This window comes from Stagnimonas aquatica (assembly GCF_003730135.1).
Taxonomy (GTDB): domain Bacteria; phylum Pseudomonadota; class Gammaproteobacteria; order Nevskiales; family Nevskiaceae; genus Stagnimonas; species Stagnimonas aquatica.
This window is the reverse complement of record NZ_RJVO01000001.1, coordinates 1002987-1021141: the sequence shown is the minus strand read 5'-3', so window position 1 is coordinate 1021141 and position 18155 is coordinate 1002987. Positions and strand designations below refer to the sequence as shown.

Genomic DNA, 18155 nt, shown 5'->3' with positions numbered 1-18155 from the left:
TCAGACGATGCGCGGCTCCTCGTGATCCCAGGCGGCGCTGTGCGCCGCCAGCTGGTCGACGTTCTGCGCCGCCTCTCCGGGGGTTTCGACACGGGCGATGTGGAATACCGCCTCGCCCTCGTAGACCAGGGGCAGCATCACCCGGCCAATCACCACACCGCTGGCCGGTGAAACCACCGGCGTTTCCTGCTCGCCGAAGGGATCGCCGATCAGGCCCAGCAACTGGCCCTTCTTCACTGCGTCGCCGAGCGCGGCCTGGGCGCGCAGGATGCCGCTCACCGGCGCCCGCGCCCAGGTATCGGAGCGGGCCAGGATCGGGGTCACTCCCGGCGGCGGCGCGGCTTCCGGCGGCGGCAGCATCGCCAGCTCGGTCATCACGTTGACGATGCCCTGCATGCCGATGCGGATCGCGGTCTCGTCGAAGCGCAGCGCCTCGCAGGCTTCGTAGAGGATCACCGGCTTGTTGGCGGCGGTGGTGTAGGCGCGCAGGGTGCCGGCGGTGGGCTTGGAGTCGAGGAACAGCGGCGCGCCAAACGCCATCGCCAGGCGACGGTTCTCGGGATTGCTCAGGTCGGCGCGGATCTGCGGCAGATTGGGCCGGTGGATGGCACCGGTGTGCAGGTCGATTCCGTAGTCGGAATTGCCGACCACTTCCTTCAGGAACTGGTGCGCCAGCCGCGCCGCCAGCGAGCCGGTCTCGCTACCGGGAAAGCTGCGGTTGAGATCGCGGCGGTCCGGCAGATAGCGCGACTGGTGCAGGAAGGCCAGGACGTTGACCACCGGCACCGCCAGCAGGGTGCCGGCCAGTTCGGCGAGCGCCGGCAGCTTCAGCAGACGGCGGATGATCTCGACGCCGATGATCTCGTCGCCGTGCATGGCGGCGCTGACGAACAGCGTCGGCCCGGGCCGGCTGCCGCGATGCACGATCACCGGCAGATGGATGGGCGTGCGCGTGTAGAGGTCGGCGACCGGCAGGTTCACGGTCTGGCGGCTGCCGGCCGGGACGGCGACACCACCGATGAGCAGGTCGGCCGGGGCGGAGGCTGCGTCCATCACCGGCTCCGCCGCGCGCGTCGCGCCTGCTGCTGCTCCAGGAACTCGATCACCGCGCCGGCGATGTTGACGCCGGTGGTCTTCTCGATGCCTTCCAGGCCGGGCGAGGAATTCACTTCCAGCACCATCGGCCCCTGAGCGGTGCGCAGCAGATCGACACCGGCGACATTCAGTCCGAGGATGCGTGCGGCGCGGATCGCGGTGCGGCGCTCCAGCGCGCTGATCGGCACCGCCTGCGCCTTGCCGCCGCGATGCAGGTTGCTGCGGAACTCGCCGGGCGCGGCGGTGCGCTGCATCGCCGCCACCACCTTGCCGCCGATCACGAAGCAGCGGAGGTCGCTGCCACCGGCCTCCTTCACGAATTGCTGCACCAGGAAGTAGGCGTCGAGCCCCCGGAAGGCCTCGATCACCGAGGTGGCGGCGCCGTCGGTTTCACAGAGCACCACACCAACGCCCTGAGTGCCCTCGGTGAGCTTGACCACCAGCGGCGTGCCGCCGACCAGATTGATCAGATCACGGGTGTCGTCCGGCGCGTGCGCGAAGCCGGTCACCGGCATGCCGACGCCCTTCTGCGCCAGCAGTTGCAGGGCCAGCAGCTTGTCGCGCGAGCGGGCGATGGCAGTGGAGGAATTGAGCGCGCAGACACCCATCGTCTCTAGCTGCCGCAGCACCGCCAGGCCGTAGTAGGTGATCGAGGCGCCGATGCGCGGGATCACCGCGTCGAAGCCTTCGAGCTTGCGGCCACGGTAGTGCACGTCGGGCGCCGCCGGATTGACGTTCATGTAGCAGCGCAGTGCATCCACCACCCGCACCGAATGGCCGCGCCGGCGTGCCGCATTGACCAGCCGTTTGGTCGAGTAGAGCTGGGCGTTGCGCGACAGGATCGCGATCTTCATGGCCGGCGCGGAGGCAGGATTTACTGGGGGCTTGGCGGCTAGCTTGCGCTTACACTGCGGCCATCTCAACGCGAGGAGACGCGCCATGAGCAAGACCGAGTACCGGAGTCTCGCCGAGTTCTATCCCTACTACCTGGGCGAGCACGCCAATCGCACCTGCCGGCGCCTGCACTTCATCGGCTCCAGCCTGGGCCTGCTGATCGCCGCCTACGCGGTGCTGACCCAGAGCTGGTGGCTGATCGCCGTGGCCTTCGTGCAGGGCTATGCCTTTGCCTGGGTCGGGCATTACTTCTTCGAGCACAACAAGCCGGCCACCTTCCAGTACCCCTGGCTCAGCTACAAGGGCGACTGGAAGATGTGGTGGGACACGCTGACCGGCAAGATCCCGTTCTGATGACGGCGGCGAAGATCCTCGAAGGCCTCGCCGACGGCAGCCTGCCGCCCTCGGAATTCGGCCACGCCGCGCACCTGCGGGTCGCGCGAGAACTGCTGCTGCACGCCCCGCTTGCAGAAGCCGAAGCCCGCTTCTGCACCCTGATCGAAGGCTATGTCCGTCACCTCGGCGCCGAGGCCAAGTTCCACCGGACACTCAGCATCGCGCTGCTGCGGCTGACCGCCGCGCGCCTGCGGCCCGGCGAAAGCTGGGCGCAGTTCCAGGCCGCCAACCCAGACCTGTTCGCCAATGCGCGCGGCCTGCTCGCGCGGCACTACAGCGCCGAGTGCCTGGCGGCCGGCCGCACGCAGTTCACGCCGCCCGATCTGCTCCCACTGCCAGCCTGAGCATTTGTTGACCAGCGGCGCTAGAATCGCGCCCCCGCGAATTGGCCCGGTTGTCCATGTCCCAGCAGCGCTACGAGGTGATCGTGATCGGCGGCGGCCACGCCGGGCGAATCGGAGAAAGGGCGAGCATCGCTCGCCCCCGATTCGCGCCCGAGGCATGGAGCCGAGGGCCGGGTCACTTGGTGAGCGCAGGACGCGCGAACCTAGTGACCGACGGTGCCGGCGTACATAGGTAGCAACACGATGAGCACTCAGTCCTATCAGGTGATCGTGATCGGCGGCGGCCACGCCGGCACCGAGGCCGCGCTGGCAGCCGCCCGCAGCGGTGCGCGCACGCTGCTGCTGAGCCAGAACATCGACACCCTCGGCCAGATGTCCTGCAACCCGGCCATCGGCGGCATCGGCAAGGGCCATCTGGTAAAGGAGATCGACGCGCTCGGCGGCCTGATGGCGCGCGCCGCCGACGCCGCCGGCATCCAGTTCCGCACGCTCAATGCCAGCAAGGGTCCGGCGGTACGCGCCACCCGCGCCCAGGCCGACCGCGCGCTCTACAAGGCCTACGTGCGTAGCGCGCTGGAAAACCAGCCGAACCTGGAAATCTTCCAGCAGGAAGTCACCGATCTGATCGTCGAAGGTGGTCGCGTTGCCGGCGTGGTGACCAAGATCGGCCTGCGCTTCCTCGCCCCGGCGGTGGTGCTGACCACCGGTACCTTCCTGGGCGGGCGCATCCACGTCGGTCTGGAGAACCATCCCGGCGGCCGCGCTGGCGACGCGCCCTCGATTCCGCTCGCCGCCCGTCTGCGCGAGCTGATGCCGCGCATCGGCCGGCTCAAGACCGGCACGCCGCCGCGCCTCGACGGCCGCAGCATTGATTGGACGCGCCTGCAGGAGCAGCCCGGCGACGCGCCGCGCCCGGTGTTCAGCTTCCTCGGCAGCCGCGCCGACCATCCGCGCCAGGTGAGCTGCCACATCACCCACACCAACGCCCGCACCCACGAGATCATCCGCAGCGGCTTTACGCGCTCGCCGATGTTCACCGGCGTAATCGAAGGTGTGGGGCCGCGTTACTGCCCGAGCGTGGAGGACAAGGTCAATCGCTTTGCCGACCGTGAGCGGCACCAGATCTTTCTGGAACCGGAAGGGCTGAACACCACCGAGATCTATCCCAACGGCATCTCCACCAGCCTGCCCTACGACATCCAGGAGGCCTTCGTGCGCTCCATCGAAGGCCTGGAGAACGCCCGCATCGTCCGCCCCGGCTATGCCATCGAGTACGACTACGGCGACCCGCGCGATCTGCAACGCACGCTGGAAACCAAGACGCTGGGCGGCCTCTACTTCGCCGGCCAGATCAACGGCACCACTGGCTACGAGGAGGCGGCGGCCCAGGGCCTGCTGGCCGGCCTCAACGCCGCCCGCGCGGCGCGTGGTGAAGCGGGCTGGGTGCCGCAGCGCCACGAGGCTTATCTCGGCGTGCTGGTCGATGACCTCATCACCCTCGGTACCACCGAGCCCTACCGCATGTTCACCTCGCGCGCCGAGCACCGGCTGCTGCTGCGCGAGGACAATGCCGACGCGCGGCTGACGCCATCCGGCCGCGCCATGGGCCTGGTCGACGATGCGCGCTGGGCGGCGTTCGAGACCAAGCAGCAAGCGGTCGCCACCGAGCGCGAGCGCGTCGAGGGCCTGTGGCTGAAGCCGGCGCAGATGGCCGCGCCGGAGTTTGCGGCGGTGTTCGGCAAGCTGCCCACCGACCAGGGCATCTCCGCCTTCGAGTTGCTGCGTCGTCCCGAGGCCAGCTACGCGGCCTACCGCGTGCTGGGCCTGGCGCCCATCGAGCTGGACGAGACCATCAGCGAGCAGGTGGAGATCGCCGCCAAGTACGCCGGCTATATCGAGCGCCAGACGCTGGAAGTCGCCCGCACCCGCCGTCACGAGGACGCCGCCATCCCTGCCGATTTCGACTACGGCCGGGTCAGCGGCCTATCCAACGAAGTGCGCGCCAAGCTGCTCAGCCACCGGCCGGACACGGTTGGTCAGGCGGGCCGCATTTCCGGGGTGACTCCGGCCGCGCTATCGCTGCTGCTGGTGCATTTGAAGAAGGCCGGGCAGCTGCGCACCGCCGGCTAAATTCAGTCGGCCGCGTCGGGACAAACCAGTTCACCGAGGCGCGACCCCAGAGCCGGCGCTTGTCTGACACAACCGTCCTGCTTACTCGCGGCATTCGCCGGCTTGCTCGAAACTCCCTCCGCAGGGGCGGATACGCAGGCATAAAGGCCCGGGACCAGCGACAGAACCGTGGTTGCAACGAAGAATTTCATCCTTGATAGACCTCAGCTTCCTTGAGCGCTTGCCTAGTAGCACTACACCATCCGTGCCAACTTTTCGATGACCACTCGGCGAAAGTGGAATACATTGTGCAGAGTTCAAGCCCAGGTTTAGACTCTGCCACGTAGTGCCTGTGAGTCTAATGGAGATGGTCATGCGTACAGCTCTGTTGTTCGGTCTGGCGGCTTCCCTTCTTCTTTCTGCCTGTGCGACCACGTCGTCGACCAAGCCGGAGGGAGCGGCTATTCAGGATAAGCCTGCCTGGTCAAAGAATTACTTCAAGGTCGGTGCGCGCCTCTTCCCGCGTTGCCAAACCCTTCAGCCCGTTGGGTCGCGCGTGAATGACACGACCTGGTGTCTGACCGAGGAGCAGATCGCGCAAATTGACAGAAGCAACGATCAGGCTCGCATTGACTTCCAGCAGCGCTCCGCAGTAGTGCCCGTCAACATTTCCAACTAAGGGATATCTCGCCCCTTAGCCAAATAAATCGGCCTGCGGTGGCGGCGCATCGGCATCCGGCGGGCGCGCCAGCCAGCGGTGCAGACCGGCGCCGTGGCGCTTGAGCCAGTCGCGGTGCAGCGACCATTCCGGCATCTGCTGCGCCACCAGCCCCCAGAAACGCGGCGAGTGGTCGGGATGCGGCAGGTGGCAAAGCTCGTGGATCACCACGTAGCGGAACACTTCCGGCGGCGCCAGCAGCAGGCGCCAGGACAGCGAGATCACTCCTTCCGGAGTGCAACTGCCCCATTGCGCACGCGGATCGCCGATGCGCAGCTCGCGCCAGCGCAGGCCGAGGCGGTGCGCCTCCTGGTTGAGCAGATCTTCTGCCTCGAGGCGCGCCTCGTTGATCAGCGTCCGTTTCAACAGCCGCGTCAGCAGCTCGTGCCGGGTGTCCTGTGGAGCGAACACGGTGATCGCCTCCGGCAACAGCCGCACCTGCGGCCGCGACAAGCTGGCGCGCGACCAGCGCACCGGCGTCTCGGTGCCGCGCAGCGGCAGCACGTCGGCGCCGTCCCAGCGCAGGGGCCGACGCGCCGCTTCCGGCGTGCGGCTCTCCAGCTTACCGAGTTGCTCGCGCACCCACTCCAGCCGGCTGACCAGAAACGCCCGCGCCTCCGCCTTGGTGGCGTAGCGCGGGATGGTCAGCACCACCTCGCCGGTGGCGTTGACCGCGACGCGGATGTAGCGCGCCTTGGGGTTGACGCGTTCTTGGACAGGGAAGGGAAAGTTCATCGAGTCTTGAGGCAACGACGATATGTTCAACTCGATAAAGTCATGACGGTCAGAAACCGAAAGACCCTCTTCCCTATTGAGGGTCGTACTTAGGCGAACGAGGGCCATACAACAGACCCTTTGGAGCACCCGCCGTTAGCAATCTTGCACTAGTAATCCCGGCAATCTTGTGGCTCGCATCCGTGGTTGACTCGATGATCTGGTTCACTACCGCCTGCACTAAGAGCCCGACCAAGCCGCCACCCGCCGCGTTTTGGTTCTCAGCACTTGATGCGGTCGCGGTGCCGCTCCACAACTGGATTCCGGTGCGGAGATCGACTAGACGCGCATCGGCAGTTACCACGCTGGCGCTGCTGATCACGTAATAGGTCGTTCCGTATTGCTTTATCTGGATATGGAGCGCCGTGTCAGCCCCGAAGATTTCACGCAGTTTGGTCGGTGAAACCATCGCGATTTCCGCAGGGTTGTTCAGGCCGTTCTGGCGGAAGGTTTCAGCGACTAACGTTACCGGGTACACGTAATAGCCAGATTCAGCGAGTGGGAGTGTGACCGTAGAGAAGACGCTATTAGACGCATCCACCACGTTGGAGTCGTTCACCGGCGGCAAGACCAAGATCGACTTGGGACGGCTGGCCTTGAGTGCCGAGTAGTCATATGGCGCCGTGGCGCAGCCGGCGAGACCGAAGACCAAAAAATAAAGGGCGGAAACGCCTATGAGGTGTCGTGTATTCATGGCACATCACCCCCGGAGGTTATTTGTGGTTTCTTCCTGAGGAGAAAATCCATGTAGGCCGCCGACTCTGGAAATCGAGTCTGCTCCATCTGAAAGGCCGACTGAGCCTTGTCAGCTTGTCCACTGGCTAGGTAAAGCATGCCGAGATGAGCACTGAAGCCGGGTGGGAGTGAGCGGTTGGCTGCCTGTGCTTCCTGCACTGTTTTCTCAAGATTGACGATCTGCTCTTGCGGGGTCTCGGAATTCTTGAAATACGAATAGGTCTCAGGCTGGTAGTTGCCCCAGTAGTAGAGCTGTTGAGGGGGGGTGACGCAGCCAGCAGTTGTAAGCGCATACGTAAGCGCCACAACGGCTGCCATTGTCCGGCGAGGCATAAGTTTCATATTGGCGTCCCTAAATCTTTATACGGAACGCGCGACTATTTCGCAGGATTCCAGGCGCCGGAGTCGATATCCGCAATCAGGGTGTTCACAGCTTCGCGAATGGCTAGGTCCAATACTTTTCCATTGAGCGTCGAATCGTAGCTGGCGGTGCCTCCAAAGCCGACAATCTCACGATTTGACAGACTGAATTCGCCTGCGCCTTGAGCGGAGATAACGACTTCCGAGGTGGAGACATTGACGACGTTCAATGCGACTTTCGCGTACGCAATCTGCTGCTTGCCCTGGCCAAGTATTCCGAATAGCGCTTGGTCGCCAACTTCTTTGCGGCCGAACTCAGTAACGTCACCAGTGACTACGTAGTCTGCGCCCTTGATATTTTGGGCCGACTTTTTGAACTGGGACTCCTGCCCCAATTCCGACAGGTTGGCGCGGTCCAGTACGTTAAAACGGCCGCTCTCCTGCAGGTGGGTAATGAGGATGGTTTTGGCTTGACCGCCAAGATGGTCTACGCCATCGGAAAAAATGCCATTCAGATAGCTCGAACGATTGTCGAATTTGCCAACGGAGATGGGGGTGCGCACACCTTTGTATGTGGGGGCAGTGGCCGCAGAAGTAACTTTAGCTACCTCCAGCGTCCGTGAGCTTTCCGTAGCGCACCCGACGAGAAGTGCGGCGGCAACAAGGCCCGAGGATATGATTTTGCAGCGCATGAGCAGTTTCCCTAATCTAATTTATGTTGCGAACCGGACCTAGCCGGCTTTTGACGCCTGTGGCGCCAGACATCCGGCTAACCACTTTCCACAGTTGCTGCCTCATCGTACCAACACCAGATGTGGCTTTACATCGGCTTCGCACTCACCTCCATTTTTGGTCGTTGGACTCGGTATTAGAGACCTCAACCGCCCTCATACCCCAGCCGAGCCAGCAATCCATCCAGCTCATCCAGCGAGTGAAAGGCCACACGCAGCTCGCCCTGGCCGGCCTTGTCGGCTTTGAGCTCCACAGCAAAGCCGAGCAGGTCGGAAAGCTCGCGCTCCAGCCGCCGCCAGTCGGCGGGTTTCGAGGGCCGGGTTGGCTGGCCACGCCGGCTGCGGGCGACACGGCGCTCCAGCGCGCGGACGTTGAGACCGCGACCGATCACTTCGCCCGCCCAGCGCTTCTGCGCATCGGCCGGCAGCGAAGCCAGCACCTTGGCGTGGCCTAACGAAAGATGGCCTTCGTCGACCAGGGTCTGCACAGCCGGGTCGAGATTGAGTAGGCGCAGGACATTGGTGACATAGACCCGCGACTTGCCGATGCGCTGGGCAATTTCCTCGTGGGTCAGCGTGTGCAGCTCACCGAGCCGGCGCAGGCCGGCGGCGGCTTCCATCGGCGTCAGTGATTCGCGTTGGAGGTTCTCGATCAGGCCTAGGACATAGGCCTCGTCTTCGCTGAGGTCGTCGCGCAGCAGCGCCGGCACCTCGTGCAGTCCGGCCTGCTGGGCGGCGCGCCAGCGGCGTTCGCCGGCGAGGATCTCGTAGCCCCAGACCCGGGTGCGCAGTACCAGCGGCTGGACGATGCCACTCTCGCGGATGCTCTCGGCCAGCTCGGCCAGGGCGCCCGCGTCGAAGCTCCGGCGCGCCTGCTGGCTGCCGGGGCGGATCAGGTCGATGGGCACGGCGCGAACGGTCTGCGCGGGCCTGGCGGGCGGAATGGGAGCGGACATGGGGTGAAAATCGGGCATGCCATAATCGCACACCACCCGTTCACGCCCGATCAGACTCTCGCCGTGGAAGCCGAATACCGATCCATCCTCAAGGCCGTCGGTGAAGACCCGACGCGCGAAGGCCTGCTCAATACCCCGCAGCGGGCGTCGAAGGCCATGCTGTTCCTGACCCAGGGCTATCGCCAGAGCCTGGAGGAACTGATCAATGGCGCGCTGTTTGCCACCACCAACAACGAGATGGTGATCGTCAAGGACATCGAGCTGTATTCGATGTGCGAGCACCATCTGCTGCCGTTCTTCGGCCGCGCCCACATCGGCTACATCCCCAACGGCAAGGTGCTGGGGCTGTCGAAGATTCCGCGCATCGTCGACATGTTCGCGCGCCGCCTGCAGATCCAGGAACAGCTCACCAAGCAGATCGGCGACTGCATCCTGGAAGTCACCGACGCCAAGGGCGTGGCGGTTGTCATCGAAGCGAGACACATGTGCGCGATGATGCGCGGTGTCGAGAAGCAGAATTCCTCGATGACCACCTCGATGATGGAAGGCCGCTTCCGCGACGATCCACGCACCCGCCAGGAATTCCTGACGCTGATCAAGAGCTAGGGCGGCATCGGGTTTGCCTATACTTTCCGCGTCCGAACGGCCTGCAGAGCCGTAACGGGACGAGCCGCGTCAGACGCCCGAGGAAGCCATGACCACCCTAGCCCAAACTCTGGTCCCGCCATCGCTGGCTGCGAGCCGCTTCGGCACCCCGCAGCAGATCGAGGTGCTGGTGGCGATGGAGCCGACCGTCGCCCTGGAGATGGAGCGGCATCTGGAGCGCCGCAAGCTCTGGTTCCCCAACGACCTGATGCCGGCCGATGCCGATCTTGGCGAAGCCGACGACCGCATGCTCAGCGAGCTGCGCGTGCGCGCACGCGGCCTGCCCGATGGCGTGCGCGTCGCCGTCGCGCTCAACCTGCTCACCGAGGAAGGTCTGCCGCACTTCCACCGGCTGATCGCCGTGCACATGAGCAATGAGTCGGTGTGGCGCGCCTGGAACAATGTCTGGACCGCCGAGGAAGACCGCCACGGCTGCGCGATGCGCGACTACGTGCGCGACGCCCGGCTGTTCAACATGGGCGCGCTGGAGCGCCTGCAATACCAGTACATCGCCGCCGGCTTCGACCCGGACTGGGAGCAGGACCCCTACCGCCTGCTCGCCTATACCTCGTTGCAGGAGAAGGCGACCCAGATCAGCCACGCCAACACCGGCCGCCTGGCCGGCGAGCACGAGCCGATGCTGCAGCGGGTGCTGGCACACCTGGCCGGCGACGAGTCGCGCCACTACCAGTTCTACCGCGCCTGCTTCGCCGAGATCCTCAAGCTCGACCCCAATCGCGCCCTCGATTCACTGCTGAAGGTGACGCTGGCTTTTGCCATGCCCGGCCACAACATCGCCGGCTTCAAGGAGCTTTCCGACGTGGTGCAGCGCTACGACATCTTCGGGCCGCGCCAGTACCAGAAGATCGTCGAGGAGCTGCTTGAGCACTGGAACATCGGCGGCCTGAGCGGCCTCAATGCCGAGGGCGCCGAGGCGCAGGCCAAGCTGATGAAGGTGCCGGCGCGGCTGGCACGCATCGCCGACTATCAGCAGGCCAAGCTGGGGCCGAAGAGCTACCGCTTCGAGTTCATCGACGACCGCGCGCTGGCGTTCGCTTAAAGCCGCTTGCGCGCGGCCGGCAACGGCACCGATGATGCGGCCATGAGCCTACGAATCCTCGTCACCGGCGCCGGGTCCGGCCTCGGCCGCGCCATCGCCCTCCACTACGCCGCCCGGGGCGCGCGCGTGGCCTGTACCGACCGTGACGCCGCCAGCGTCGCCGAGACCCTCGCCCACGTCGAGAAGGAGGGTGGCTCCGGCCTCGCCTTCGCGCTCGATGTCACCCGCGAGGAAGACTTCGTCGCCGCCCGCGAGCGCCTGCAGAGCGAGTGGGGCGGACTGGACCTCTTGGTCAACAACGCCGGCGTCGCCACTGCCGGCAGCATCGAGGAAGCCCCGCTGAGCGACTGGGACTGGGTGCTCAACATCAACCTGCTGGGCGTGGTGCGCGGCTGCAAGACGTTTGCCCCGCTGTTCAAGGCGCAGAAGTCCGGCTATGTGGTGAACATCGCCAGCTTCGCCGGCATCGCCAATCCGCCGGCGATGGCCTCCTACAACGTCGCCAAGGCCGGCGTGATCTCGCTGTCGGAAACCCTGCTGCACGAGCTGGCGCCGTTCGGCATCGGCGTGTCGGTGGTCTGCCCGGCATTCTTCCCGACCAATCTGATGAACGCCGCGCGGGTCACCCAGCCGGGCACGGTGGCGATGGTGCACAAGTTCATGAAGAAGTCCGGGATCACCGCCGACGACGTCGCGGCGCAGATCGCCAGCGCGGTGGATAAGCGTCAGTTCCTGGTGCTCACCCACAAGGACACCCGCGTGCAGGCACTGGTCAAGCGTGCCTCGCCGCAGACTTTCTTCCGGATGATGCAGAAGACCACCGCCAAGTGGGGCCGGAAGAAGTCCTAGCCCAGGGCGTTCACGCAGCGCGGAAACGCAGGCAGTCGCGGCCGGCGGCCTTGGCCTCGTAGAGGGCGACATCGGCAGCCGCCACCAAGGTGCTCGGCGAGCGCTCCAGGAACTGCTCGGTAGTCGCCGCGCCAATGCTGATCGACACCAGCGCGCCGCTGGGCGAGGCCGGATGCGGCAGCGCCGCCTTGCGCAGGCTGTCCTGTAGATGCTGGGCAAAGGTCATCGCACCCGCCGTGTCGGTAGCCGGCAGCAGCACCGCGAACTCCTCGCCGCCGTAGCGGGCCAGCAGATCTTCCGGGCGCCGCATGGCGGCATTCAGCCGCGCCGCGACGCTGCGCAGGCAGGCATCGCCGGCGGGATGGCCGAGGGTGTCGTTGTAGGCCTTGAAGTGGTCGATGTCGATCAGCAGCAAGGCCAGCGGGCAGCCGGAGCGGCCGGCGCGCCGCCACTCGTCGGCCAGCCGCGCCTCGAAGGCGCGGCGGTTGGCGACGCCGGTGAGCGCATCGTTGAGGCTCAGGCGCCGCAGGTGCTCTTCCAGCGCCTTGCGCTCGCTGATGTTGCGGGCCACCGCCACCAGGAAGTCCTCGCCGCTGACCCGCACGCGCATGACGTTGATCTCGGTCGGTGCCGGCCGGCCGTCGGCCTGGATCAGCTCGCCTTCCAGCCGCAGCGACTCGTTGAGATTGGCGCTGCGCAGGCGGTCGAGCAGGCGCCCGGCGACCCGGTCGAACAGCGGATGGTTGCTGAGCTGACTACCGAGCAGCTCCTGCTTGCTGAAGCCCAGCGCACGCTCGGTGGCGAGGTTGGCCTCGACGATCTCGCCGTGCCGGCCGAGCGCGAAGAACAAATCCTCGCTCTCGTCGATCAGCCGGTAGATCAGCTCGGGTCGCGCCTGCTCGCGACGCAGATTGCTTTCCAGCGCGCGGCGGTTGACCGCGCCGCGGATGCTGCGGCGCAGGCTGTCGGCGTTGATCTCGCTCCGGACCAGAACCTCGTCGGCGCCGCACTGGCGGGCGCGGGCGGCGACATCCGAACCCGCATCGCGGCTCAGCAGCACCACCGGCACGTCCAGGCCCTGGCTGCGCAGCTGCACCAGAAACTCGACCCCGCTGAGGTCCGGCAGGGCGTATTCCACCAGCACGCAATCGGTGTCGAACTCGACGCGATTCAGACCCTCGGCGCCGGTATCGACCTCCTGCAGGGCACAGTCGTCTTCCAGCAGTTGGCGTATCGCCTGCCGCTCGTCCGGACTGTGATCAACCAGAAGAATCTTCATGCGCGCTCGGCCTAGGGCCGACCACGTAAAAACTACTATTCCTGCCGGCGGCCGCGAATTCTACTGCGCCATCGGTGAAATATTCATCAGGATTTAGGGGCCTCCGGGGACTTCCCGACGGGCGGTTCAGCTGGCTTCGGCAGCTGCAACAGCTCGTCGGCCAGCGCCTTGGACAGTTGATAGCGAACCTTGGCGGTGGGTGAGTACAGGGAGAATTGCGGCTCGGTCCCCACCAGCACGAATTCGCGCTGCGCGCCGTCCTTGAGCGTGAAGCGCAGGCGCTGCCCCTGCGGCTCCTCGCCGCCGGCCTCGTTCCACATCGCGCTGGCGGCTTTCCAGCCCTCGGCCAGCTTCGCCAGCGCCGCCGGCGTCGCAGCGGCCGAAGCCGGCTCGGCCTGCCAGTTGCCGTCTTCGCCCTTGCGCAGGCTCAGGCTCGGCAGCGCGATACCGACCAGCTCCTCGTCGGCGGCGAACAGCTCCTTGGCGACCAGATCCTGATAGTCGCGGTCGAAGGCAGCGCTGACCGGGTCGTCGATCAGCATCACCTTGTCGCCCAGCTTCACGTAACGACGCGATTCGATCGGGTCGGTGGCGCCGAACTCGATGCGCTGGTCATTGAGCGTCAGCACCCGCTCGGGCGGGTCCAGGCCCAGCTGCTTAAGGTCCAGGCCCTCGGGGCTGAGGGTTTCCTTCACCTCGGTGGTGGCGAGATTGCTGAAGTTGAGCACCTCGAAGCGGTCAGCGCGGGCGCTGACCGGCGCACTCAGCTGCCACTGGCCGCCCTGCTTCACCAGCTTGATCTCCGGCGCGTCCGGCCATTGCACGCTGGCGCTGGACAGCCCCTCGGCGGCGATGCCGGTGAGCGTCGGCTTGGCGGCGTCTTTCTGCTTCTGCGCGTACCAGGCGCCGCCGGCCAGGGCGGCGACTAGCACGGCCAGACCGAGGTTGAGCGTGTTGCGGTTCATCGGTTTCTCCATGGGCTCCAGGGCGGCGCTTCAGCCCCGCCTGTTCTCGCGGTAACAGGGGCGGCCACTGGCCGCCCCTGCGATCCCGGGCTCGCTAGCGGCGGCGACGCGACAGCCAGCGGCCCAGGCCAATCGCCAGCAGCGCCAGCGGCAGCAGCAGCAGGAAGCCGAACTGGATCAGCACGGCGGCCAGCGGCGAGAGATTCAGCGACTGGTCGCGCGCGGCCGGGACGGTGATGTCGAGCTGGTCGTCGCGGCTGGCCAACCAACGCGCCAGGTTGAGGCCGAGCTTGGCGTTGCCGAGCTGGCCGATGAAGGCATTGCTGAGGAAGTCGGAGTCGCCGACCAGGGCAATGCGCTGCGGTTTTTCCGCCGGCTTGGCGTCCGCCGCCGCATCCGCCGCCTTCTCGACCGGCAGGCTGCGGTTGAGCAGCAGGCCCAGCGTCAGCGGACCCTGGACATCGCCCTTGTCGGCATCAAAACCGACCTCGCCCGAAAGCGGGCCGGTTTCCAGCCAGGCCTCCGGCGAGGATTGCAGGAAGGGCTGCGATTTCCAGGCCGGTTCCGGCTTGGCCGCCGGATCGCTGCTGAGCGAACGGATCAGCGGGAAGGCGGTGTTCTCGCGCAGCTCGCCGGTGACCGGCGTGCGCGGATAGCTGGCGGTGAGGAACATGCTCGGGTCGCCGCCCAGGGCCGCGAACTCCGGGAAGATCGCGGTGCCCTTGTCGAAGCGCACGCCGAGGAGCTGTGCCAGCGCGGGCGGCGGCGGCGGACTGTCGGGGTCGGACAGCCACAGCAGGTTGCCGCCGTGCTTCACGTAATCAACCAGGATCTGGGTCTCGCCCTCGGTCAGCGCCGAGGTCGGGCCGGCCACCACCAGCGCGGCGGCATCGTCCGGCACCCGTGGGCTGGTGGCGAGGTTGAGCGGCTGGGTCTTCAGGCCGTTGTCGTGCAGGGCCTGCACGAACTGGCCATAACCGGAGGCACCCGGCTCGGCGGCATCGTGCTCGCCGTGACCCTGGAGGAAGACCAGCCAGCGCTCTTCGGCGAAGCTCAGGCGCTGCAGTGCCGGGGTCACCGTCGTCTCGTTCATCTCGCCGGCGCGCACCGTCTCGCGGCGGCCCTGGTATTCGATCACCAGATCGCCGACGTTGCTGATGTTGTACTCGCGCACCTTGGCCGGGTTCTTGATCGGGTCGATGTAGTCGATGCTCAGATCCGGCTTGGCCTTGATGTAGCGCGCGAAGAACTGCTCGATCTCGGCGCGGCTTTCGGCGCCGCTGGTGGCGAAGGCCAGCACCTTCACCGGCTCCTTCATGTTGCCGAGCTGCTTGAGTGAGGCGGCGGTAAGGGTATTGCGCTGGTTGGCGGTCCAGTCGAACTCCAGCTTGTACTGGGTCGACAGCCAGCCGGCGAGGCCGATGAGGGCAAGCATCAGCAGCGCCGAAACCGCCTGCTGGATGCGGAGGTTGGTCTTTTTCATGTTCGGTTTCGGGTCAGTTGCGTTCGAGGTCCAGGCGCTGCACCGACAGCCACAGGAACAGGACGATGAACAGCGTGTAGTAGGCAAGATCGGCGGTGCTGAACACGCCGCGCCGCAGCTTTTCGAAGTGACCGATCAGCGAGAGCTGGCGGAACAGTTCGGAGAAGGCATTGCCGTTGTAGGCCATCGCCTCCAGCAGCCAGACCACCAGCAGCAGGCCGAAGCCGCCCACTGCCGCGATCACCGGCTCGCGGGTGAGGGTGGACATGAACAGCCCCGCCGCACCGAAGGCCAGCATCAGCAGGAACACGCCCAGGAGGCCGGCGGCGATGCGGCCGAGGTCGAGGTCGGTACCCCCCAAGAGCGACAGCGGCATCGCCGCCATCAGCGCCAGCGCGGCCAGGAAGAACACGCAGAGGCCGAGGTACTTGCCGAGCACGATCTCGGTGATCGAGGCCGGCGCGCTGGTCAGCAGGGTGAGGCTGCCGGACTTCTTGTCTTCGGCGAACAGCCGCATGGTCAGCAGCGGGATGATCAGCAGCAGCAGAATCGAAGAAAAGCCGTACAGCGAACCGCCGATGTAGTCGGCGACACCGGCCTGCTCGTTGAGCATGCCCGGCTCGGCGGCGATCTGCGCCAGGGTCAGGAAGAACACCATGCCGAGGATGAACTGCAGCACCGCCAGCACCGTCCAGGCCAGCGGCGAAACGAAGATGCGGCGCGCCTCGTGGCGCGCGATGGCAAACACCGGGCTCATGCGGCTTTCCTCAGTTCATTGGCCTCGCCCGAGGTGAGCGAGACGAAGATTTCTTCCAGGCTGCGGGTCTGGCGGCGCAGTTCCAGCAGGCCCCAGCCGTTGGCGACGCTGCGCTCCACCAGCGCTTCGCGCGGGTCGAAGCTGGGGTCGCTCTCGATGCGGTAGCGGCCTTCGCCGAGCGCGCTGATCGCCGACACGCCGGGCAGCTCCAGATGCTCGGGCGGGCGGCTGAACTGCACGTAGTAGCTGGGGATCGCTTCGCTGGCCAGTTTGGCCAGCGACTCGTGGAACACCACCCGGCCACGGTTGACGATCAGTACCCGCGAGCACACCGCCTGGATCTCCGGGAGGATGTGGCTGGACAGGATCACGCTGTGCTCCTTGGCCAGCGTCGCGATCAGGCTGCGGATCTCGCGGATCTGGATCGGGTCCAGGCCCACGGTCGGCTCGTCGAGGATGATCACCGGCGGCCGGTGGATGATCGCCTGTGCCAGACCGACACGCTGCTGGTAGCCCTTGGAGAGATTGCCGATCAAGCGACGGCTGACCTCGGTCAGCCCGCAGGCCTGCTTGGCACGTTGCAGCGCGGCGGCGCGGTCCTTCTTGGCGACACCGTGCAGCGCGGCGGCGAAGCCCAGGTATTCGTCGACGGTCAGCTCCGGATGCACCGGCGGCTGCTCGGGCAGATAGCCGATCGAGCGCTTGGCGCCCTTGGGATCGGCGGCGAGGTCGATGCCATTGATCTTCACCGTGCCGCCGGTGGGCGCGAGATTGCCGGTGAGCATCTTCATGGTGGTGGATTTGCCGGCGCCGTTGGGGCCGAGCAGGCCGAGGATCTCGCCACGCCTTAGCGTCAGGTCGATACTCTCGACGGCCACGTTGGGGCCGTAGCGGCGGGTCAGCCCGCGCGCCTCGATGAGGATGTCGTGCTCCATGTCTTCTCTAGGTATTTAGGAGTGGGTTGCTGCGGATGCTACGGGGTGTCTCGGGCGCTCCGACCGGAGGGTCTGGGCGCGAGTTCCCGTGGTCGGGGCGGATTTTTCTGGTTTGCGGCCGCCCGGCTCAAGCGGGCGTCAATCCTGACTCAAGTCGGCCTTCAGGCATAGGGATCGGGGCTGCCGGGCGGGCGGCGCCGGTAGCGCGGATAGCTCCACCAGTACTGGCCGGGCGCGGCGCGGATCACTGCTTCCACCCCGGCATTGAGCGCCGCCGGCCCCTGCTGCGGATCGGCCACGGCGACGGGCGCCGCCTGCAGACCGATGCGAAAACCGCGCAGCGGCCGGCGCTCGGCGAGGCAGAACCAGACCGGCGCGCCGGTCCGTGCCGCCAGCTTGCTGACCAGCTCCATGGTGTGGGCGGGATGACCGAACAGCGGCGCGTAGACGCCACTGCCCTCGGGCGGGTCGTGGTCGGGCAGGATGCCGACCATCCCGCCGCGCTTGAGCGCCGAGAGCAGCTGCTTCACCCCGGCGGGACTGGTCGGCACCAGCTGCGCACCCAGGCGCGAGCGGCCTTCCAGGATCAGCGCCTCCATCAGCCCTTTCTGCGGCTTGTAGAGCGAGGTCATCGGCCCCTGGGCGGCGCAGAACAGGCCGGCCAGCTCCCAGGCGCCCCAGTGCGGGCAGAGCAGGATCACGCCGCGTCCCTGCGCCCGTAAGCTCGCCAATTGCGCGGCCGCTTCGGGCGCGCGCAGCCAGCGGCGCAGCCGGCGTTCGGGGCCAAACCAGATCGCCGGGGCTTCCAGCGCCGCCATCATCGAATGCCCCAGGCTGGCGACAACCAGGCTCCGCCGACGCGCCCAGCCCAGCTCCGGCAGGCAGTAGCGCAGCTGCTGCCCGCTGACCTGCTGCAAACGGTTGGGCAGCACCAGCAGGAGCAGGCTCGACAGCGCCGCCAGAACGTGGATCAGCGGCAGCGGCAGGGAACCCAGGCCGCGCAGCAGACAACGCACGGCGGCTTTCTTGCAGTCACTCATGCAGACATTCTAGAAGCGCGGAACAACTTG

Annotated in this window: 20 protein-coding genes; 7 read left to right on the top strand and 13 right to left on the bottom strand. The window is 66.4% G+C overall.

What is annotated here, in order from left to right; all coding sequences use genetic code 11:
* Complete coding sequence (locus ED208_RS04445; RefSeq protein ID WP_123210634.1) at positions 1 to 1053, bottom strand: succinylglutamate desuccinylase/aspartoacylase family protein; 1053 nt, start codon at positions 1051 to 1053, stop codon at positions 1 to 3.
* Positions 1053 to 1949 (bottom strand): 30S ribosomal protein S6--L-glutamate ligase, encoded by an 897-nt coding sequence (gene rimK / locus ED208_RS04440; RefSeq protein WP_123210633.1) that lies wholly within the window; start codon positions 1947 to 1949, stop codon positions 1053 to 1055. The genes ED208_RS04445 and rimK overlap by 1 nt, the downstream gene beginning before the upstream one ends.
* 85 nt (positions 1950 to 2034) lie before the next feature.
* On the opposite strand from rimK, the gene ED208_RS04435 reads away from it, so the two are divergent.
* The 4 genes from ED208_RS04435 (at position 2035) to ED208_RS04420 (ending at position 5517) form a co-directional block, all read left to right on the top strand.
* On the top strand, positions 2035 to 2343 hold the full coding sequence (locus ED208_RS04435) for an Mpo1-like protein (RefSeq protein ID WP_123210632.1): 309 nt from the start codon (positions 2035 to 2037) through the stop codon (positions 2341 to 2343).
* Entirely contained in the window at positions 2343 to 2729 is a 387-nt protein-coding gene (locus ED208_RS04430; RefSeq protein WP_123210631.1) for a hypothetical protein, read from the top strand. Before ED208_RS04435 ends, ED208_RS04430 begins: the two co-directional genes overlap by 1 nt.
* 243 nt (positions 2730 to 2972) lie before the next feature.
* Positions 2973 to 4859, top strand: coding sequence for a tRNA uridine-5-carboxymethylaminomethyl(34) synthesis enzyme MnmG (mnmG, locus tag ED208_RS04425; RefSeq protein WP_123210630.1), 1887 nt, complete (start codon positions 2973 to 2975; stop codon positions 4857 to 4859).
* 352 nt (positions 4860 to 5211) lie between these two features.
* Positions 5212 to 5517: a hypothetical protein gene (locus ED208_RS04420; RefSeq protein WP_148044683.1), complete on the top strand. Its 306-nt coding sequence runs from the start codon at positions 5212 to 5214 to the stop codon at positions 5515 to 5517.
* Positions 5518 to 5532: 15 nt separating this feature from the next.
* Here ED208_RS04420 and ED208_RS04415 read toward each other — a convergent pair whose 3' ends face one another.
* From ED208_RS04415 to ED208_RS04395, 5 genes are all read right to left on the bottom strand, one after another.
* Positions 5533 to 6291 (bottom strand): M48 family metallopeptidase, encoded by a 759-nt coding sequence (locus tag ED208_RS04415; RefSeq protein WP_158608432.1) that lies wholly within the window; start codon positions 6289 to 6291, stop codon positions 5533 to 5535.
* A gap of 73 nt (positions 6292 to 6364) precedes the next feature.
* The gene (locus tag ED208_RS04410) at positions 6365 to 7024 is read right to left on the bottom strand and encodes a DUF799 domain-containing protein (RefSeq protein ID WP_123210627.1); all 660 of its coding nucleotides are present in this window, start codon (positions 7022 to 7024) and stop codon (positions 6365 to 6367) included.
* Positions 7021 to 7407 carry a DUF4810 domain-containing protein gene (locus tag ED208_RS04405; protein WP_123210626.1) on the bottom strand — a complete coding sequence of 129 codons (387 nt, stop codon included), beginning with the start codon at positions 7405 to 7407 and terminating at the stop codon, positions 7021 to 7023. The genes ED208_RS04410 and ED208_RS04405 overlap by 4 nt, the downstream gene beginning before the upstream one ends.
* A gap of 35 nt (positions 7408 to 7442) precedes the next feature.
* Positions 7443 to 8117, bottom strand: coding sequence for a CsgG/HfaB family protein (locus tag ED208_RS04400; protein ID WP_123210625.1), 675 nt, complete (start codon positions 8115 to 8117; stop codon positions 7443 to 7445).
* Positions 8118 to 8302: 185 nt separating this feature from the next.
* Complete coding sequence (locus tag ED208_RS04395) at positions 8303 to 9112, bottom strand: ParB/RepB/Spo0J family partition protein (RefSeq protein ID WP_123210624.1); 810 nt, start codon at positions 9110 to 9112, stop codon at positions 8303 to 8305.
* A gap of 63 nt (positions 9113 to 9175) precedes the next feature.
* Here ED208_RS04395 and folE point away from each other — a divergent pair, with 63 nt between their 5' ends.
* The 3 genes from folE (at position 9176) to ED208_RS04380 (ending at position 11666) form a co-directional block, all read left to right on the top strand.
* On the top strand, positions 9176 to 9718 hold the full coding sequence (folE, locus tag ED208_RS04390; RefSeq protein ID WP_123210623.1) for a GTP cyclohydrolase I FolE: 543 nt from the start codon (positions 9176 to 9178) through the stop codon (positions 9716 to 9718).
* A gap of 88 nt (positions 9719 to 9806) precedes the next feature.
* Positions 9807 to 10817 carry an acyl-ACP desaturase gene (locus ED208_RS04385; RefSeq protein WP_123210622.1) on the top strand — a complete coding sequence of 337 codons (1011 nt, stop codon included), beginning with the start codon at positions 9807 to 9809 and terminating at the stop codon, positions 10815 to 10817.
* 42 nt (positions 10818 to 10859) lie between these two features.
* Positions 10860 to 11666: an SDR family oxidoreductase gene (locus ED208_RS04380; protein WP_123210704.1), complete on the top strand. Its 807-nt coding sequence runs from the start codon at positions 10860 to 10862 to the stop codon at positions 11664 to 11666.
* A 10-nt stretch (positions 11667 to 11676) separates the two neighbouring features.
* Here the strand turns inward: ED208_RS04380 and ED208_RS04375 are convergent, their stop codons facing one another.
* The 6 genes from ED208_RS04375 to ED208_RS04350 all read right to left on the bottom strand — a co-directional run bounded on the left by ED208_RS04375 (position 11677) and on the right by ED208_RS04350 (position 18125).
* Positions 11677 to 12945, bottom strand: coding sequence for a GGDEF domain-containing response regulator (locus ED208_RS04375; RefSeq protein WP_123210621.1), 1269 nt, complete (start codon positions 12943 to 12945; stop codon positions 11677 to 11679).
* Between the two features lie 86 nt (positions 12946 to 13031).
* Complete coding sequence (locus ED208_RS04370; protein ID WP_158608431.1) at positions 13032 to 13910, bottom strand: DUF4340 domain-containing protein; 879 nt, start codon at positions 13908 to 13910, stop codon at positions 13032 to 13034.
* Positions 13911 to 14004: 94 nt separating this feature from the next.
* Positions 14005 to 15393: a GldG family protein gene (locus ED208_RS04365; RefSeq protein ID WP_123210619.1), complete on the bottom strand. Its 1389-nt coding sequence runs from the start codon at positions 15391 to 15393 to the stop codon at positions 14005 to 14007.
* A 13-nt stretch (positions 15394 to 15406) separates the two neighbouring features.
* Positions 15407 to 16150, bottom strand: a complete 744-nt coding sequence (locus ED208_RS04360; protein WP_123210618.1) for an ABC transporter permease subunit — start codon at positions 16148 to 16150, stop codon at positions 15407 to 15409.
* Complete coding sequence (locus ED208_RS04355) at positions 16147 to 17085, bottom strand: ABC transporter ATP-binding protein (RefSeq protein ID WP_123210617.1); 939 nt, start codon at positions 17083 to 17085, stop codon at positions 16147 to 16149. The genes ED208_RS04360 and ED208_RS04355 overlap by 4 nt, the downstream gene beginning before the upstream one ends.
* Positions 17086 to 17246: 161 nt before the next feature.
* Positions 17247 to 18125, bottom strand: a complete 879-nt coding sequence (locus ED208_RS04350; RefSeq protein WP_123210616.1) for a lysophospholipid acyltransferase family protein — start codon at positions 18123 to 18125, stop codon at positions 17247 to 17249.
* Positions 18126 to 18155: the final 30 nt, after the last annotated feature.

What these genes read in the sequence shown, in the direction of transcription:
- ED208_RS04445 (WP_123210634.1), bottom strand. Translation starts at nt 1,053, where the DNA reads ATGGACGCAGCCTCCGCCCCGGCCGACCTGCTCATCGGTGGTGTCGCC.
- rimK (WP_123210633.1), bottom strand. Translation starts at nt 1,949, where the DNA reads ATGAAGATCGCGATCCTGTCGCGCAACGCCCAGCTCTACTCGACCAAA.
- ED208_RS04435 (WP_123210632.1), top strand. Translation starts at nt 2,035, where the DNA reads ATGAGCAAGACCGAGTACCGGAGTCTCGCCGAGTTCTATCCCTACTAC.
- ED208_RS04430 (WP_123210631.1), top strand. Translation starts at nt 2,343, where the DNA reads ATGACGGCGGCGAAGATCCTCGAAGGCCTCGCCGACGGCAGCCTGCCG.
- mnmG (WP_123210630.1), top strand. Translation starts at nt 2,973, where the DNA reads ATGAGCACTCAGTCCTATCAGGTGATCGTGATCGGCGGCGGCCACGCC.
- ED208_RS04420 (WP_148044683.1), top strand. Translation starts at nt 5,212, where the DNA reads ATGCGTACAGCTCTGTTGTTCGGTCTGGCGGCTTCCCTTCTTCTTTCT.
- ED208_RS04415 (WP_158608432.1), bottom strand. Translation starts at nt 6,291, where the DNA reads ATGAACTTTCCCTTCCCTGTCCAAGAACGCGTCAACCCCAAGGCGCGC.
- ED208_RS04410 (WP_123210627.1), bottom strand. Translation starts at nt 7,024, where the DNA reads ATGAATACACGACACCTCATAGGCGTTTCCGCCCTTTATTTTTTGGTC.
- ED208_RS04405 (WP_123210626.1), bottom strand. Translation starts at nt 7,407, where the DNA reads ATGAAACTTATGCCTCGCCGGACAATGGCAGCCGTTGTGGCGCTTACG.
- ED208_RS04400 (WP_123210625.1), bottom strand. Translation starts at nt 8,117, where the DNA reads ATGCGCTGCAAAATCATATCCTCGGGCCTTGTTGCCGCCGCACTTCTC.
- ED208_RS04395 (WP_123210624.1), bottom strand. Translation starts at nt 9,112, where the DNA reads ATGTCCGCTCCCATTCCGCCCGCCAGGCCCGCGCAGACCGTTCGCGCC.
- ED208_RS04385 (WP_123210622.1), top strand. Translation starts at nt 9,807, where the DNA reads ATGACCACCCTAGCCCAAACTCTGGTCCCGCCATCGCTGGCTGCGAGC.
- ED208_RS04380 (WP_123210704.1), top strand. Translation starts at nt 10,860, where the DNA reads ATGAGCCTACGAATCCTCGTCACCGGCGCCGGGTCCGGCCTCGGCCGC.
- ED208_RS04375 (WP_123210621.1), bottom strand. Translation starts at nt 12,945, where the DNA reads ATGAAGATTCTTCTGGTTGATCACAGTCCGGACGAGCGGCAGGCGATA.
- ED208_RS04370 (WP_158608431.1), bottom strand. Translation starts at nt 13,910, where the DNA reads ATGAACCGCAACACGCTCAACCTCGGTCTGGCCGTGCTAGTCGCCGCC.
- ED208_RS04365 (WP_123210619.1), bottom strand. Translation starts at nt 15,393, where the DNA reads ATGAAAAAGACCAACCTCCGCATCCAGCAGGCGGTTTCGGCGCTGCTG.
- ED208_RS04360 (WP_123210618.1), bottom strand. Translation starts at nt 16,150, where the DNA reads ATGAGCCCGGTGTTTGCCATCGCGCGCCACGAGGCGCGCCGCATCTTC.
- ED208_RS04355 (WP_123210617.1), bottom strand. Translation starts at nt 17,085, where the DNA reads ATGGAGCACGACATCCTCATCGAGGCGCGCGGGCTGACCCGCCGCTAC.
- ED208_RS04350 (WP_123210616.1), bottom strand. Translation starts at nt 18,125, where the DNA reads ATGAGTGACTGCAAGAAAGCCGCCGTGCGTTGTCTGCTGCGCGGCCTG.